Annotated in this window: 15 protein-coding genes and 1 pseudogene; 5 read left to right on the forward strand and 11 right to left on the reverse strand. The window is 60.9% G+C overall.

From position 1 onward, the window contains the following. Positions 1-134: 134 nt before the first annotated feature. The 3 genes and pseudogenes from NBH21_RS02480 to NBH21_RS02490 form a co-directional block, all read right to left on the reverse strand. Entirely contained in the window at positions 135-530 is a 396-nt protein-coding gene (locus NBH21_RS02480; protein ID WP_425340383.1) for a DUF1801 domain-containing protein, read from the reverse strand. 33 nt (positions 531-563) lie between these two features. After that, positions 564-998 (reverse strand): annotated as a pseudogene (locus tag NBH21_RS02485) (DUF1801 domain-containing protein); the annotation flags it as partial. A gap of 153 nt (positions 999-1,151) precedes the next feature. Next, positions 1,152-2,408, reverse strand: a complete 1,257-nt coding sequence (locus tag NBH21_RS02490; protein WP_250912372.1) for a Tad domain-containing protein — start codon at positions 2,406-2,408, stop codon at positions 1,152-1,154. A 216-nt stretch (positions 2,409-2,624) separates the two neighbouring features. Here NBH21_RS02490 and NBH21_RS02495 point away from each other — a divergent pair, with 216 nt between their 5' ends. Continuing rightward, positions 2,625-2,978 (forward strand): DUF1491 family protein, encoded by a 354-nt coding sequence (locus NBH21_RS02495; protein WP_250912373.1) that lies wholly within the window; start codon positions 2,625-2,627, stop codon positions 2,976-2,978. Positions 2,979-3,003: 25 nt separating this feature from the next. Here NBH21_RS02495 and NBH21_RS02500 read toward each other — a convergent pair whose 3' ends face one another. Beyond that, complete coding sequence (locus NBH21_RS02500; RefSeq protein WP_250912374.1) at positions 3,004-4,131, reverse strand: DUF2336 domain-containing protein; 1,128 nt, start codon at positions 4,129-4,131, stop codon at positions 3,004-3,006. Positions 4,132-4,448: 317 nt separating this feature from the next. Between NBH21_RS02500 and NBH21_RS02505 the strand changes: the two genes are divergently transcribed. Then, positions 4,449-4,640, forward strand: coding sequence for a hypothetical protein (locus tag NBH21_RS02505; protein WP_250912375.1), 192 nt, complete (start codon positions 4,449-4,451; stop codon positions 4,638-4,640). An 86-nt stretch (positions 4,641-4,726) separates the two neighbouring features. Here the strand turns inward: NBH21_RS02505 and NBH21_RS02510 are convergent, their stop codons facing one another. Next, positions 4,727-5,275, reverse strand: a complete 549-nt coding sequence (locus NBH21_RS02510; RefSeq protein ID WP_250912376.1) for a DUF1254 domain-containing protein — start codon at positions 5,273-5,275, stop codon at positions 4,727-4,729. Further along, on the reverse strand, positions 5,268-5,855 hold the full coding sequence (locus tag NBH21_RS02515; RefSeq protein ID WP_250912377.1) for a DUF1214 domain-containing protein: 588 nt from the start codon (positions 5,853-5,855) through the stop codon (positions 5,268-5,270). Before NBH21_RS02515 ends, NBH21_RS02510 begins: the two co-directional genes overlap by 8 nt. Before the next feature lie 327 nt (positions 5,856-6,182). Here NBH21_RS02515 and NBH21_RS02520 point away from each other — a divergent pair, with 327 nt between their 5' ends. Beyond that, complete coding sequence (locus tag NBH21_RS02520) at positions 6,183-6,989, forward strand: DUF5677 domain-containing protein (protein WP_250912378.1); 807 nt, start codon at positions 6,183-6,185, stop codon at positions 6,987-6,989. Positions 6,990-7,018: 29 nt separating this feature from the next. Next, positions 7,019-7,504, forward strand: coding sequence for a hypothetical protein (locus NBH21_RS02525; protein WP_250912379.1), 486 nt, complete (start codon positions 7,019-7,021; stop codon positions 7,502-7,504). Between the two features lie 11 nt (positions 7,505-7,515). Here NBH21_RS02525 and NBH21_RS02530 read toward each other — a convergent pair whose 3' ends face one another. Both NBH21_RS02530 and NBH21_RS02535 read right to left on the reverse strand, forming a co-directional pair. Further along, positions 7,516-8,712, reverse strand: a complete 1,197-nt coding sequence (locus NBH21_RS02530) for a GGDEF domain-containing protein (protein ID WP_250912380.1) — start codon at positions 8,710-8,712, stop codon at positions 7,516-7,518. A 209-nt stretch (positions 8,713-8,921) separates the two neighbouring features. Beyond that, on the reverse strand, positions 8,922-11,099 hold the full coding sequence (locus NBH21_RS02535) for a transglycosylase domain-containing protein (RefSeq protein ID WP_250912381.1): 2,178 nt from the start codon (positions 11,097-11,099) through the stop codon (positions 8,922-8,924). A gap of 237 nt (positions 11,100-11,336) precedes the next feature. On the opposite strand from NBH21_RS02535, the gene NBH21_RS02540 reads away from it, so the two are divergent. Further along, the gene (locus NBH21_RS02540; RefSeq protein ID WP_250912382.1) at positions 11,337-11,810 is read left to right on the forward strand and encodes a YcgN family cysteine cluster protein; all 474 of its coding nucleotides are present in this window, start codon (positions 11,337-11,339) and stop codon (positions 11,808-11,810) included. A gap of 94 nt (positions 11,811-11,904) precedes the next feature. Here the strand turns inward: NBH21_RS02540 and NBH21_RS02545 are convergent, their stop codons facing one another. The 3 genes from NBH21_RS02545 to NBH21_RS02555 are packed head-to-tail and all read right to left on the reverse strand — an operon-like array spanning position 11,905 to position 14,365. Next, positions 11,905-12,966: a hypothetical protein gene (locus NBH21_RS02545; RefSeq protein WP_250912383.1), complete on the reverse strand. Its 1,062-nt coding sequence runs from the start codon at positions 12,964-12,966 to the stop codon at positions 11,905-11,907. Further along, positions 12,963-13,487 (reverse strand): hypothetical protein, encoded by a 525-nt coding sequence (locus tag NBH21_RS02550; RefSeq protein WP_250912384.1) that lies wholly within the window; start codon positions 13,485-13,487, stop codon positions 12,963-12,965. Before NBH21_RS02550 ends, NBH21_RS02545 begins: the two co-directional genes overlap by 4 nt. Positions 13,488-13,513: 26 nt before the next feature. Continuing rightward, the gene (locus tag NBH21_RS02555; RefSeq protein WP_250912385.1) at positions 13,514-14,365 is read right to left on the reverse strand and encodes an N-acetylmuramoyl-L-alanine amidase; all 852 of its coding nucleotides are present in this window, start codon (positions 14,363-14,365) and stop codon (positions 13,514-13,516) included. Between the last annotated feature and the right edge of the window lie 11 nt (positions 14,366-14,376).

Consider the following 14,376-nt stretch of genomic DNA (forward strand, 5'->3'; position numbering starts at 1 on the left):
CCGGCTCCGCCGGCAGGTAAAACCTAGCACGAGCGGCAAGGGCGAACCATCGCCCGGAGGTATTACCCAAGGGGTTTATGCGGGAGGTGTGTTCCCATCTGCCCGAATGCTTCAGGCTCGATGCCGGCGAAGCGTTACGGAACCCAACCGGGCAACGCTGCCGCCTGCCTGATCCAGTCCGAAAGCTGCGTCTCGTCGATTGCCTCGTGTTCATGGATATGGACGTAGCGGGCGTCCTCGTCCTTCGAGGCAACAGGCGGAACCGGCTGGAGTGCAGAACCGCGGAAGAATGTCACCTTGATGTATCGGGTGAAGCAGTGGAAGCTGAGAAACCAGCCTTGCCCCACCACGCCATAGAACGGCGAGTTCCATTTCACTGCCTTGTGCGCGTCGGGCACGGTCCGGACGATGAGCGCGTCGAGGTTTCGCCCGGCCTCTCGTTTCCAGCCGGGCATGGCTGCGATGTAGGCCTGAACCGGCGCATCGCCGTCACCCTTTGCGATCTGAGGATTGCCGCCCGACAGCAGCACAGGCTCCGACGCTTTGCCGCCCTTCGGTTGGGTTGCCTTCTCCTTTGCCGTCCGTTTCCCGGCAGGTTTCGACATGTTCAGCACAATGGCGGCGCGGATGAGAGCTTTCAGCGTCTCCCCGTCGATGGCCTCGCCCTCATGAATGTCGATGGCGCGGCGGGTATTGCCCTCAAGGCTCGAGTTGAACAGGCGGGCCGGGTCTTCCAGCGAAGCGCCCTTGGCGAAGGTGAGCTTCACGATGCTCTTGTAGGTCTCGCCCGTGCAGATGATCCCGCCATGGGACCACACGGGCACACCGCGCCATTTCCATTCCTCGACGATCTCGGGATCGGCCTGCCGGATCAGCGCCCTGACATGCGCGAGCGTTTCTCCCCGCCAGTCGCCGAGTTCGGCGATCCGCCCGTCGATCAGCCGGGAGGGCGAGTTGCCATCCTTTGTTTCATCAGGGCTTTTCCTCTTTTCCTGCATGGCCGCGCGCCTCCATCGTCACATTCTCCCGGGGCGATCATAGCGCAGTCGCCCGCTCCGCGCGCGCTGGTCGTGCCGGGCAAACGCAAACACCGGCCGCGGTGTCCCGCGAGCCGGTGTCGGTTTCAGCCGTAATCGGATGCGTCTTGCGTCTCAGTTGACGAGGCGCACGGCGGTCGAGGTGCCGCTGGTTGGACCCTTGCCGTCGTAAGGCTCGATCTTCCAGTTGGCGGAGTTCATGATCATGGTGTTGACCACCAGCGAAATCTTGCTGGTCTGGTTGGTGGTCGAGTTGTAGGTCACGTCGCGGTTCGGCAGGTGGATGATGCCGGTCAGCGTTTCGCCCTTCGAACCGTTGAAGATGTACTGCTGCTTGCTGGCGTTGTTGGAGGCGTCCGAGGTTTTCTCGAACATCAGGATGCCGGCATAGGTGCCGCTGGTCGGAGCCGACGCGGTAAACGTCAGGCCGCCATTTGCGCGGATTTCGCTGTTGACGTCCGGGAAGTAGAAGGTCACGCCTTCGGCCTTCACGGTCGCGCCGGAGTTGATGATCATCCGGCCCTTGATGATGTGCAGGCCCGGTTTGAAGGTGATGGTCGGGCTGCCGTTGAAGGTCGTTGCACAGTGAACGCCCGGATTGAGCGAAATCGTCTGGCCGTCCATTGTGCCCTGGGTGGTGCAGGTGGAGGATACCGCCGGTTCCGGCAGCTTGCCCGCATAGGGATCATCGGCGGCGTTGCAGCCGACCTTGAGGTTGGTCAGCGTTCCGCCGTTCTTGATGTAGTTCGTGCCCTTCACGCAAAATTCGGCTGTGTCGATGGTCGAGCCACTGTTCATGATGAAGGCGGGCGACGACGTCGAATGGACGTTCACCTTGCAGGCCGTAGACTTCACATTGGCGCCGGAGTTGATCAACACCGCCTGACTGCTATTGCCGAGCGCATAGATGCAGCCGTCGCCGGAGCCGGAACCTTCCGAGGCGATGGCCGTCGAGACGACGGTGATCGGCAGCGAGCTGATGCCGATGATGCCGAGGAACGAAGTCTTGACGGGCGCCTTGTACGTGCCGGACAGGCTGCCGTCGGAATTGCTGGCGATCGTCAGCGAACGCTGGGAAATTGTGTCTTCGTCGAGTTGAATCTCGTCGGGCAGGTTGGACATGAAGGAGGAGGCGAGCGTCATGCGCTTGTCGTCTCCGCTTTCCTGCACTGCGGCCAGCATGGCGCCGTCCAGTTTGCCCTGCAGACGGGTCTTTTCGGCCATGGCCGCCGCGATGTCGACGGCGCCGCCCGCGGCCACCAGAAGAACGGGCGCAAGCAAAGCCGTGACCATGCCGAAGTTGCCCAGCCGGTCATGACACAGATTTTCGAGATGGCGGGCGGCAAAAACTGCCGCTTTCCTGTTGAACATCGTTTGGCTCGCAATTTTAACCACTGAAACACGAGGGGTGATAACGGCGAGCCTTGAAATTCCGCTGAAGGTGACTGCTAAAATCCTATCTTTTTGCTCGATTGACGGAGTTATGTAAGCTAGTGCAGGTTTTTACCGCATTATACGTCATGTCTGCCGCGCGCCGCCGATGCTGTCAGCGCATCCGCCAAACCCTGTTTTCCGGGACTTTCCCTCATGCGCCTTCGTTCCGATATCTTCGTTTCAGCACTGCTGCGCCGGGTTTTTTCGGCCGGAGGTTTCGCCGCCGTGGTCTCGAAAGGCGTGGAGGAGGCGGGTGCCATCTTCGTCCGTCAACGCTTCCGCGACGGGCTGGAAACGCTTTACGGGCCGGCGCCGCAGGCGCTCGTCTCGCAGGAGGATCGCGACAGCCGCCTTTTCGAGATCAGGCTGGAAAAGGCGCAAGCCGATGCGGTCGACGAGATGCTGGCGCGCGAATGCCGCTGGGACCCGGATTGCTGGGTGGTGGAGTTGGAAACCGACGAGATCGGTGATCTCCTGCCGATGGCGGATGCCGGCGGAACGGCCTGAGGGGGCCGGCTTCCCGAACGTCGCTTTAACGCTGGCGCGCCTTCAGCACCTGCCGGCTGTGTTCGTCTATGGTCTTGAGGATCGACGAGACGGGCTTGATCGCCTGAGGCTTTGTTGAAGCCGCACCGTTCTTGTCTTCGTCGCCCGGATGGCCGGGATGGAAAGTGTAGCTGTCGGCTCGGCGCCAGGTGTCGACCCGCTCCTCGCATTCGATCGGATCGAGGCTTTCGATCAGCCGCGCGGCCCGCGACAGGCCGCCCTCGTCGCGGGCGAGATGCGGATAGAGGCTCTTCAGTACGAAGGCGATTTCGTCCTGCGCCATGGCCACGCCGACAAGCGTGGTGGCAAGCTGGCGGCCGGAAATATCGAGCAGGATGCGCTCGGCCAGCCAGTGGCTGGAAGACAGGGTGTCGGCGAGCGTCGAGGCAAAAAGGCTCGCTTCGCGATTGCGGGCAAAGCGCACCAGAAGCGCCTCCTGCAGGGAGGTAATGGTTCTCAGGCCCAGGCGGTCGGCAGGCGGCCGGTTCACATGAGCGGCCAGCCGCTTGATTTCACCGCGCAGCTTTTCCTCACGTTCCATGCGGGAAGCTTCGTCCGGGGAAACGGCCTCTGTTATCGGCTCGGCCGGAGGTTCGGTGGCGGTGGCCTTCGGCATGGCTGCCGGCTTTTCAGCCGGCTTCGGCGCTATCGCGCTCGCTGCCGCGGCCGGTTGCTCCACCGGCATCCGCTTCTTCGGCGTGTCGAGATGGCGCATCCCGACCAGCGCGTCGATTACCGTTGGCGAGAGCGCTTCCCGCTTGACGATGGCGCGGGCATGCGCCGGCCCTTGCGTGCGGGCAACCATGATCAGGATATCGTCGGAAAGGCAGGGCGAAGACGCCAGAAACGGTGCGGCGATGGCTATCGGCTGGGAGGCGATGAAGAGTGCTACCGCCGTCGGAACCGTGGGGCATTGGGAAAGGGCCGCGACCGCCTGACGTTTCGCTTCCTCGCTGGACGCATGGAAAAGCGGGGTGAACAGTTCCGCAAACTGCCTGAGCTCGGACTTGGTAGGGAAGGCGATCTCCTCGAAACTGGTGACGGTGGCCATCAGCACTACGTCCTTCTTCCTTACGCCCACCGGATTTTCCAGCTCACGAAAACGACTGTTCACGACACGACCCACACTAACGCAATACCCGTGTTTCAGATTAGAACGAATTTGTTAGCAAGCTGTTAACTAAGGTGTGGCCAAATCAGGGCATGGAGGTGCATAGGTATGATTCGTGTATCTCTAATTTAGTGCAGTTGACGTGCCCCTCGCGGTGGGCCGCTTCCACCTCCGTCGGGCCGTGCTGAGAAAGGCACGATTGGCTCCGGCCTATGGACCGCATGGCATTGCCGTCCGCCGGAGATGTGCTGGCCCTTCGGGACAAGGGCAGGATGAGATCGCACTCCTCATCCGTCTCGATCTGGAAAACGGAGACGAGAATGGCGGAAATTATCAGGATCAAGGACCGGTTGTCTTTGTCGGACAGGCGCGTGCGACGGGATGGAATGGCGGCCGAAGTGCTGTTGTTCACCGGCATCAGATACGAACGTTACGAGCAGCAGAGGAAGAAGGACAATCGCCTTCCGGCCTTGCCCCGCCCTGTGGACGGCGGCATGGACCAGAGGCCCTGAGGCCTGCTGCCTGAACATTTAAGGATGGTATTCGGCGCGAACCCGCCGAAACCGCAACGGTTTCATGCGGCCCGGAAAACTTCGTCTCAAAGTCCTTCGACCGGCGCGCAGACGGCGTCTTCCAGGAAGGATGCGGCCTGTTCCTCAAGGCTTGCTTGCGGAGCCATGGCTCTGAGCACCGCATAGCCGGTATTGCTCTTCGCCTCGACGATGATCGATTCCGTCAGCGCCGCGACCGGCGTCTTGCGGATGCGTGCCATCTGCACCGGGTTGGCCACGAGAACATCCAGGTTGCCCGAAACCGAGGTGCGGTCGTTCATGCTGAAGATTTCATTGGAATTGGCGTCGTAGAGCGCCAGAGACCAGAAGGCCGGCCCGCGCGGTGCCAGCAGCCGGAGCGGCCGCCGCTCCACATCGAAGTGACAGACGGCCACCTTGAGATAGGGATCGCCATTGGCAAGGCCCGCCGTATCCGGCTTGTCGGCCAGCGCATAGAAACGGTTCGAGTTGCCCTCCGCCTTCACCCGCGTATAGGCGTCGCGGCCGGTATAATGCGGTAGCGAGAGAATGATGATGATGTGGAGCACCACGGCGCCCACGAGGCCGGTGGCGACGGCATAGAGAAGCTTATTCATTGCCGCACCCGATCGTCTCGACCCTGGGCATTTCAAGCCCGATCAGCCCCGAACTGCCGGCGGCCGGCGTGTCGAGCAGCGTCAGCACCAGCGAGAAGCGCCCGGCATCGGGCAGGGCCAGCCAGTTGCCCGGCTGTGCCGTCGGCGATATCGCGATCTCGAAGCTGCCGTCCGGCTTGCGCAGGATGCTCTGCGAATTGTGCGAGCCCGGAAGCTCGGCGCGGGTCGCAAGCGGCCGGCCGGCGGCATCCGCCGCATAAAGCGTCCAGAAACGGGCGACCGGCGTGCGCCCGACAATCCTGTAGCTGCAGGTGCCGATGAGCTGGTGGCCGTTCTCGTCATGGGAGGCTGTAAACGTCAGCCCTTCCGCCGTGCCATAGAGCAGCCGCCCGGCCTTCGCCCTGTGGGATTTCGCGTAAGGGTCGGCTGCATCCGTCTGCGCCTGCGGGAATGCGCTCCACACCCCAAGCCGGATCGCGCCGAACCCGACGGAAGCATTGAGCACCGAAAGCGCCGACAGGATCCCGCCGCCAAAGGCGATCACCAGAGCAACGGCGATGAGCAGTGGAACACGGAACACGACTGGCTCTGGACCCTCTTGAGATACAACGCGGCCCGCCCCGCCGCTGGGTTCCAGCGGTATCACTGATTCTGGGGAAGGGGAAGGCGAGGGCGGGAGGGAGGTGGAATCGTGGGCGGCCGTAATCGATCAAAAGCCTTGAGTTACATGAACCCGGTCATCGGCGAGGGAGACGCGATGTCTCCCTTTGTTATCGATTTCATTCCTTGGAGTCGACAAATGCGCAACCAGCCAACTACTCATTCTCCTGCTTCGGTCCATATATGGTATGAACAAGGGGACAGCAGACAGGTAGTCCTGTGCGACAAACCATAGGCAACTACAGACATGGATTTTGAGTTTGACGCCGATGGATTCTTAACAAAACGCAGCAGCGATCTCGAGGATGGTATCCGAGCCGCTTATTGCCCTCTATTTGCGGGTGCGAGAAATATTAATCGAGACTGCCATGATCTGCTCTTCTCTGCTACCGTTCGAAATCATGATCATCGGGCGGTAATAATTGCGACGCTTTTCATGCGATGTCTCGATCACTATCAAGCGACAATCATATTGCTCGGGAGGGGTGTAATTCCTGATGCAAAAGTTACGCTTCGAGCACTTGTTGAATGTATTTTCAAAATGCGAGCAGTTTCCATCAATTCAAGTTCTCTGGAAATTTTCATTAAACAAGATCTATTGTATAGACTGAAATCGATGAATAACGCGCGTAATAATAGCTATTCTAATATTGATGAAGCGCGTTCCAAGATTACAGATGATGATATTGCTCAACTAAAAGCCGAGGTTAAACGGCGAGGGGCAAAGGAGATTAAAATTGTCGAGTGGAGCAGGCTCGCAGACATGCATGAGTGGTATATTGCCCACTATACCCTGCTAAGCGATGCCATTCATACACCTGTGCGAGAGTTGGAGGCATATCTGGTTTTGGGAGAGGATAGCGAAATAAAGCAATTGCGGTATGCCCCTGCACTGGATGACATCCCGCTTCTACTTCTCACCGCAGCCCAGTGCCTTTTGATCGGAGCGTCGTCTTTCGATAAAACGTTTGAGTTAGGTTTTGGGCCAAAAGGAGATGCGCATAGCAGGTTTGTTGAGGCCGGGTTTCGATCACTTGAAGAAGCCGACAGCTAAAATCTGCGATGTATCCTGCAAAAAAATAAATGAGCGAGGGTATGATGCGAGTGAAATTTCCAGCTTTGATGTTTGTGGGAGCGCTGGCGGCAAATTCCTTCGTTGCAGAAACTGGTCTCGCCAATGAGGCGACGGAAATTTTCGAATGCGCTGAGCTGGCACAATGGGCGGACCGCGATCAAGATACGTATCGTTTCGCGATATTGGGATATGAAGAAGCTCTAAAATCAGTTTCGGAAGGCATCGAACTTAGCAAGCAAGCCGCACAGGATAAGCCAAATTTCACTGCCGAACGCTCGCCCGAATTTTGGGCCGGTATGTGGTATGGGGCCGCGTCCCAAACAGTAAGAGACTGGTTGCAAGCCCAGTACCCATTGCAGGCAAGGCAGGGAGCTGGTGCATCGGAACGGGTTACCACGGCAGTTCGCCAAGCCATTGCATGGAAGCCGATTGCAGATCTTGAGTTTCGGCAGAGAGGCTGTGAACTATACCTACTAACTAGTAGTAATCGGTGATTACGGTGGCCTCAAGCCGCGTCGATCCGCTCGCATTCGGCCGGCGGGCCGAAGCGCCAGGCGTTGCGGCCGTTGTCCTTGACGGCGTAGAGGCCGCGGTCGGCGGCGTTGAGGGTGGCGGCGAAGCTTGGTTCATTGGCGATCGAGCCGCAGCCGATGCCGATGCTGATGGTGACGTGTCGGTTGCGGTCGCCGGTGTGGGCGTGTTCGATGGCAAGCGATCGCACGGCCCGGCGCATGCGCTCGGCGAACATACCGGCGCGGGCGGGGTCCGAAAGCGGCATCAGCGCCAGGAATTCCTCGCCGCCATGGCGTGACAGGTGGATCGAATCCGGCAGTTCGCGGCGCATGCAGTCGGCAACGGCCCTGAGGCAGGCATCGCCGGCATTGTGGCCGTAATTGTCGTTGAAGGCCTTGAAGTTATCGATGTCGATCAGCAGCAGCGCCGATTGGGCGAGGTCCTCGCTCCTGTACCAGCGGCGCAGCCGCGCCAGCTCGGCTTCGGCCCCGCGCCGGTTGGGAAGCTGGGTCAGAGGGTCGGTCGCCGAGAGACGTTCCAGCTCGCCGTTCTGCCGGGAAAGCTCGCGCTTCAGCGCCTCGTTTTCATGCGCCTGCAGAAAGGCGATCTGGCGTTCCGCCTCCAGCTGATGGCTGGAGATCAGCGTCAGCGTCACCGTCGGCAGGTAGAGGGCGAGGTGATAGAGCACGTAGTCCAGGGTGACGCCCTTCAGGAACCAGATGAAGCCGTAGTTGATGAGGAAGCAACAAAGCGTCGCGTAAAGCGTGATTGCCAGCGGCGCGCGAACCGCGATGGTGACGACCATCTGGAACACCGCCGCGGCATAATAGTAATGCAGCGCCGCCGGACTTTCGCTCGACACCAGCACAATGCACCAGACGATGTTTCCGGCGATGACGACGGCAAGCGTCGCCGCCTCCTTGTGGGCGATCGGCCGGCGGCCGCTCTGGTAATGGCTGAGCCCCAGCGCCAGCGGCAGGATCACGCCGAAGCGCAGGCCGATTGACAGCCAGACGATGTCGCCGAGCAGCAATACGTCGATTGCCGCATAGAACATGTAGAACAGGGCGATTGTGAAGGTGGTCTGGTTGAGCGACTGGCTGCGGACATCCGAACGGTCGCGTTCGTAAGCCGACCTTTGTTCGGTCGTCAGACGCGGGCGCGGGTCCAGGCCAAGCCAGTTGTCCATCGAGTTTCACCGAAAGCGCGAAAGAAATGAGAAACTCCGTTCAGGAGCGGCGCAACAAATAGGTCGATCGACTTAATCAGACTTTAAAGCAACGAAAATCCACCCCCTTTTCAGGGCGTCCGGCCGTGATTGGTTAATGCCGGGTAAACGACCGCCGGAATGGCGTGCTCATCTGTGATTTCTGTCAATTTTGAGGGGTTTTTGCTGTCTCATTCCGTGCCGCGCAATTCGACGCTGGCAAGCTTCTGGACGGTCCGGGGAATGGGTTTTGCTTCCTTCATCATGCGGGCGATATCGCGAATCAGCCGGGTCGAGCCGGATGACAGCGAGCGCGGGCGAACAGGGGCCGGCAGCGCGGCCTCGCCGTCCTTCGGCTTGGCGCTTGCCACCTTCTCGCCGGTTACTTCCTTGCCCGGATTTTCGAAGCCGGGAATGGGGCGAAGGTCGATGCCCTGATGGGCATAATCCATCAGCTTCTTGAAGGTCATCGCCGGCAGCGAGCCGCCGGTCATGTTGTTGGACGAGGTATAGTCGTCATTGCCGAACCAGACGGCGGCGGCATAGTTGCCGGTGAAGCCGCAGAACCATGCGTCGCGATAGGCCTGCGTGGTGCCGGTCTTGCCGCCAGTCAGCACGCCGTCCACGGCGGCGCGTCGCGCGGTGCCGATATAGGGAACCTTGGTCAGCATCTGCAGCATGGAATGCGCCGCCTGCTCGGAGAGCACCCGCTGCGGCGCCGGTTCGTCGCGATCGAAATCGTAGAGCACGTCGCCATTGTAGTTCATGATCTGCTGGATGCCGTGGCGGCGCGACTGATAGCCGCCTGTCGGGAACACGGCATAGGCTGTCGCCTGGTCGAGCACGGTCACTTCCGACGTGCCGATCGGGATCGTCACGTCCTTGCGGATGGGGGTCTCTACGCCGAATTTCTTGGCTTCCGCCATGATGTCGTTGATGGCGTTGGGGCCGAGCTTTTCCTTGGCGAGACGGACCGGGATGGTGTTGATCGACTTGACCAGCGCCGTCTCGATATTGATGCGGCCGGCATAGCTGTTGCCGTAGTTCTTCGGGCTCCAGTTGCCCCAGGAAATGGGGCCGTCGGTGATCGGTGTCTCGGGGGTGAGGCCGCTCTCCATCGCCAGCGAATAGGTGTAGATCTTGAACGACGATCCCGGCTGGCGCAGCGCCCGCGTGGCGCGGTTGAACTGGCTTTCGCCATAGTCGCGCCCGCCCACCATGGCGCGCACCGCGCCGCCGTTCTCGATCATTACCAGCGCGCCCTGCTTGACGTGATAGGCCTCGCCATATTCGCGAAGGCTGGAGGCGACGGATTCTTCCGCCGCCTTCTGCAGGCCGGTATCGACGGTGGTGCGCACCACCAGCGAATGATCCGGGAACCTCGCCGCGATCCGCTGCACCTCGTCGAAGGCCCAGTCGAGGAAGAAATCGGGTGCCTCCGCCTCACCGCGGTCGACGACGGTCGCCGGGTTGCGCCGCGCCGCGATCACCTGACCCTCGGTCATGATGCCGCTCTGCACCATGTTGGAGAGCACTTCGTTGGCGCGCCCACGGGCGGCCGGCAGGTTGACATGCGGTGCATATTTCGCCGGCGCCTTGAACAGGCCGGCCAGCATGGCGCTTTCGGCAAGCGTCACCTCGGTAATCGGCTTGCCGAAATAGAACTGCGAGGCCGCCGCCGCCCCGAAGGTGCCGCCGCCCATATAGGCGCGGTCGAGATAGAGCGAGAGAATTTCCTTCTTGCTGAGATTGGCTTCGAGCCAGAGCGAGAGGAATGCTTCCTTGATCTTGCGCTCGATCGAGCGTTCATTGGTGAGGAACAGGTTCTTGGCGAGCTGCTGGGTCAGCGTCGAGCCGCCCTGCACGACGGAGCCGGCCTTGGCGTTCTCGCTCATGGCGCGGATCAGGCCGAGGAAGTCGATGCCGAAGTGATCGAAGAAGCGCCGGTCCTCGGTCGCCAGAACCGCCTTGATCAGGTGATCCGGCAGTTCGTCGATCGGTACCGAGTTCTCGTGGATGATGCCGCGATGGCCGATCTGGTTGCCGTAGCGGTCGAGAAAGGTGACGGCGAAGTTGTCGTGGTTGCGCCAGTCCTTCTTGGTTTCCTCGAAGGCCGGCTGCGCAAGCGCCAGAAGCACGACGAAACCCGCGGTGCCGAGCGTCATGCCTTCGCCGAGCACTTCGAAGAACAACCGCTTGAGACCGCGCACCCGGAAACGGCGGAAGAAGATGGTGATGTCTTCCCAGGTCTCGGTAAAGCGGAATCCGGCATTCCACAGCGTGGAGTCGATCCAGCTGTCGATACGCAACAGGATATGGCGCTTGAGGCGCGGCTTTTTTTCCGGTTCTGACGGCAGGTTGTCGGCCACGCGAATGCTTCCCAGGAATGCTGCGGACAGGGCCCGCGACTGTCTATCTCGGGCCTTCCGACATGGGCTCCCGGCCGCAAGTCCCGTGATCCCAGGTCGCCCGACCCTTGACGCGACCGCCGGCAGGGGCCAAGAGCATGGCGAACCGGCCGGCAAATCGGTGAATGCTGATAGATTGTCGATTTGTACGCAAAGAACAAGAAAAAAGCGGGGCATGATCTGCCCCGGTGACGGGCGATGACCGAGCTACCTTACTGGAAGACCAAGACCCTTGCCGAAATGACCCTTTCCGAATGGGAAGGGCTGTGCGACGGCTGCGGCCTCTGTTGTCTCAACAAGCTGGAGGATTGGGACTCCGGTGACGTGGTGTTCACTTCCGTTGCCTGTCGCCTGCTCGACGGGGAAAGCTGTCGCTGCAAGGATTATGAAAACCGCAAGGCGACTGTGCCGGACTGCATCCAGCTCACCGTCAAGGGCGTGGACGAGATCGGCTGGCTGCCGCCCACCTGCGCCTATCGCCTGATCGGCGACGGCGAGGACCTTTACTGGTGGCACTACCTCGTTTCCGGCGACCGCGAAACCGTCCACGCCGCCGGCATCTCCGCCCGCGGACGCACGGTCTCCGAAGAGGATGTCGATGTCGAGGACTTCGAGGACTATGTCGTCGATTGGCCGCTGACCGTAGGCGAGAAGGCGAAACTGGATCGATAGCCACATGCTTTGCCGCGCGGTGTGCGTCCGAGGCGAAGCGGAGGCCGTCAGCCCTGGAGGGCATGAACGGCTGTCGTGTCTTTGACCCACCGTCTCAGGTCGGCGGCGATTTCTCCCACCCATCCAGCGCCGTCTGCAGGGACTTGAGGTGGGAGGTTGCCTGCTGGACCAGCGTCGTGTTGCTGTCCGGCGCCTGCAGGGCGATCCGTTCCTGCATCTGTTCGCTCAGCCATTTCGCGTATTCGGTATAGGCGTTATCGACGGTGACCTTGCCATAGTTCCGGATAATGCATCTGGCGTTGCCGATCATGGCCTGCAGCGCCCGGCGTCCGTCGGGATCGATTTCGGCGCGTTCCGTGCTGTCGAAGCCGAGCATCGTGTCGCTGATGGCCCTTGCCCGCAGGCAGGCGGAGATGCGCTTGCCCGAGGAAAAGCCACCGATATCCTCGTTGATCCTGTTGACCACCACCTGATACTGCGTCGAGCGCGCAAGCCGCAGTTCCCCGATGATCTTGGTGGCCTCCTGGGCGATCTTGGGCGGAACGGCCGCATCGGGCGAGCCGAGCTGTTTCGACAGCCATTCCATGGCGGTGGTCACCTCGTCGTCCGGCTGGAAGAACCGGTTGTTCGCCAGTTCCTTTGAGGTCAGGAGAAAATAGAAGGCGGTGTCGATATCATCCGGATCGACCTGGGTTCGCCAGCTGCTCAGCTCGGCATTGAGCTGCCTCCAGATGAGCCGGGCGTGCTGGTTCAGAACCATCATATTCGCCGCGTTGAGATAGACCCTGGCTTCGCGACGCAGCTGCTGGACGGAGTTGGTTTGCGGGTCCGGCTTGATGAGTGTGGCCTGAAACGGCGCCGGCGCCTTTTCGTCCCAGAAATAGGGAATGTTGAAATTGGCCCTGAACTGCTCCCGGTCCGCAGCCGAGGCGGTCAGGCGAACCTTTGCGAAAAACGCCTCGGGCTGCTTGAACGTGATTTTCCACACGCCATCGGTAACCGGCTCGTTCTGGATATCCTGCGATACCAGATCCAGCGTCGCGGCATCGACATCCTTGAGCTTGTGATCCACCGCCTGAACTTCCAGCTGTCCGGCCGACAGTGGCGCAGCGTTGAGGCTGAGAAGGAGGCCGAGGGCAGGAAGGCGGAACGTCATGCGGGTTTCCATCCGATCAGTTGTGACACGTAAAGGATCTGCAGGGACAGGATGCCGCCGATCACGCCCTTGACGAGCGTTGCCTGCGCAGGCGTTCCGGCGACGGAGTTCAGGGCGTCCAGATAGGGAGAGACGGAGCAGGCAATCACCACGATGAGGGAGAGAGCTGCCCCGACCAGCAGCAGGAACAGAATGAAGCCTCCTGTCCAGTTCAGGCTTGTCCCTGCCTTCCATGGCGTGCTCGCCGTATCGATCCGGAAGCAGACGGCGCCGACGATGAGGGGCAGCGCCGTGGTGGCGGCCGCCGCAAGCTGCCCTATCGTACTCGACAGCGGGATGGAGATCACGGCGAAGAAGGTCCGGGCCAGTTCCAGCATTTCTCCGTGCAGCAATATCGAGTGTTTTCGCATGATGACGGTCGCAATGACGATGCCGGGCACGCAGGCCTCGAAAATGAAGACCAGAATAAGCAGGGTCTGCGCAATTCGCCGGATGGCGCGGTCTGTGATCAAACTGGTCATGTCGTCAGCCTGTCCTTCCGCTCGAGCTAGGCGACGTAAGCGCCGTGCACCCATCCGGTCGAAAACGGCACACCGTTTTTCATGACCGATACCAGCAGCCATCGGCCGCGGCGTTCCAGCGGTTGCAGCAGGGTGCCGCGGGCAAGCAGGGAGACCGTCGGAAACTCGGTCGACGGGCCGGAGCGCAGGTTGAGCCCTTCATCCACGATGACGGAGAGTGTGTCGCTGTCGTTCGATGAGCGGTCATCGCCGAGCACCTGCGCCCGAAATTTCTGCATGTCGAAGGCCGGGCCGGGGTCCCATTTGCGGGTCGGCGCGATGTCGTCATGGCCGACGATTTCATCCACGCCATAGGCATCTACGATGGCGCGGGCGACCTCCACGGCGGCATCGATCTGCTCGGCCGGATATGGCTCCCAGCCGATCAGGCCCGGGGTTTCATCCGGGTTGCCGTTCTTGTGCTGGGCGAGGACGGGATCGGCGATCGGAGCGCCGGTATAGCTGCGCCAGCCGGAGGCGCTCTTCTGAAGATAGCCCCAGTTGGAAAGCTCGATGCCGAAGGAATGGCGGTTGAGGCCTTCCAGCCTGTTACCGTGCCGGTCGCGCCAGGAGGACGCCCCGGCATGCCAGGCACATTCCTCGAAGGACACACACTGGATGATGGAGCCGTCCCGATCGATGACCACATGCGCCGACGAACCGGGATTCTGCTTGCTACGGAACCATTCAGCGCTCGAGGCGGCGCTGGAGCCATAGGTGAAATGCATCACGAGGATCTTCGGCTGGTTGCCGTCGAATGAGGATTTGTATGGCGAGGGTACAACGGGCACCGCTCGGCCGTCCTTACGCACCATTCCCCTGGAAATACTGACTGCCACGGCGTCCCCCT

Origin of the sequence: Ciceribacter sichuanensis, from assembly GCF_024055605.1 — a bacterium.
GTDB lineage: Bacteria > Pseudomonadota > Alphaproteobacteria > Rhizobiales > Rhizobiaceae > Allorhizobium > Allorhizobium sichuanense.

Excerpts from the sequence above, each read along its gene's own strand:
- NBH21_RS02530 (WP_250912380.1), bottom strand. The coding sequence starts at position 8,712 with ATGGACAACTGGCTTGGCCTGGACCCGCGCCCGCGTCTGACGACCGAA.
- NBH21_RS02505 (WP_250912375.1), top strand. The coding sequence starts at position 4,449 with ATGGCGGAAATTATCAGGATCAAGGACCGGTTGTCTTTGTCGGACAGG.
- NBH21_RS02520 (WP_250912378.1), top strand. The coding sequence starts at position 6,183 with ATGGATTTTGAGTTTGACGCCGATGGATTCTTAACAAAACGCAGCAGC.
- NBH21_RS02540 (WP_250912382.1), top strand. The coding sequence starts at position 11,337 with ATGACCGAGCTACCTTACTGGAAGACCAAGACCCTTGCCGAAATGACC.
- NBH21_RS02545 (WP_250912383.1), bottom strand. The coding sequence starts at position 12,966 with ATGACGTTCCGCCTTCCTGCCCTCGGCCTCCTTCTCAGCCTCAACGCT.
- NBH21_RS02495 (WP_250912373.1), top strand. The coding sequence starts at position 2,625 with ATGCGCCTTCGTTCCGATATCTTCGTTTCAGCACTGCTGCGCCGGGTT.
- NBH21_RS02510 (WP_250912376.1), bottom strand. The coding sequence starts at position 5,275 with ATGAATAAGCTTCTCTATGCCGTCGCCACCGGCCTCGTGGGCGCCGTG.
- NBH21_RS02525 (WP_250912379.1), top strand. The coding sequence starts at position 7,019 with ATGAGCGAGGGTATGATGCGAGTGAAATTTCCAGCTTTGATGTTTGTG.
- NBH21_RS02550 (WP_250912384.1), bottom strand. The coding sequence starts at position 13,487 with ATGACCAGTTTGATCACAGACCGCGCCATCCGGCGAATTGCGCAGACC.
- NBH21_RS02490 (WP_250912372.1), bottom strand. The coding sequence starts at position 2,408 with ATGTTCAACAGGAAAGCGGCAGTTTTTGCCGCCCGCCATCTCGAAAAT.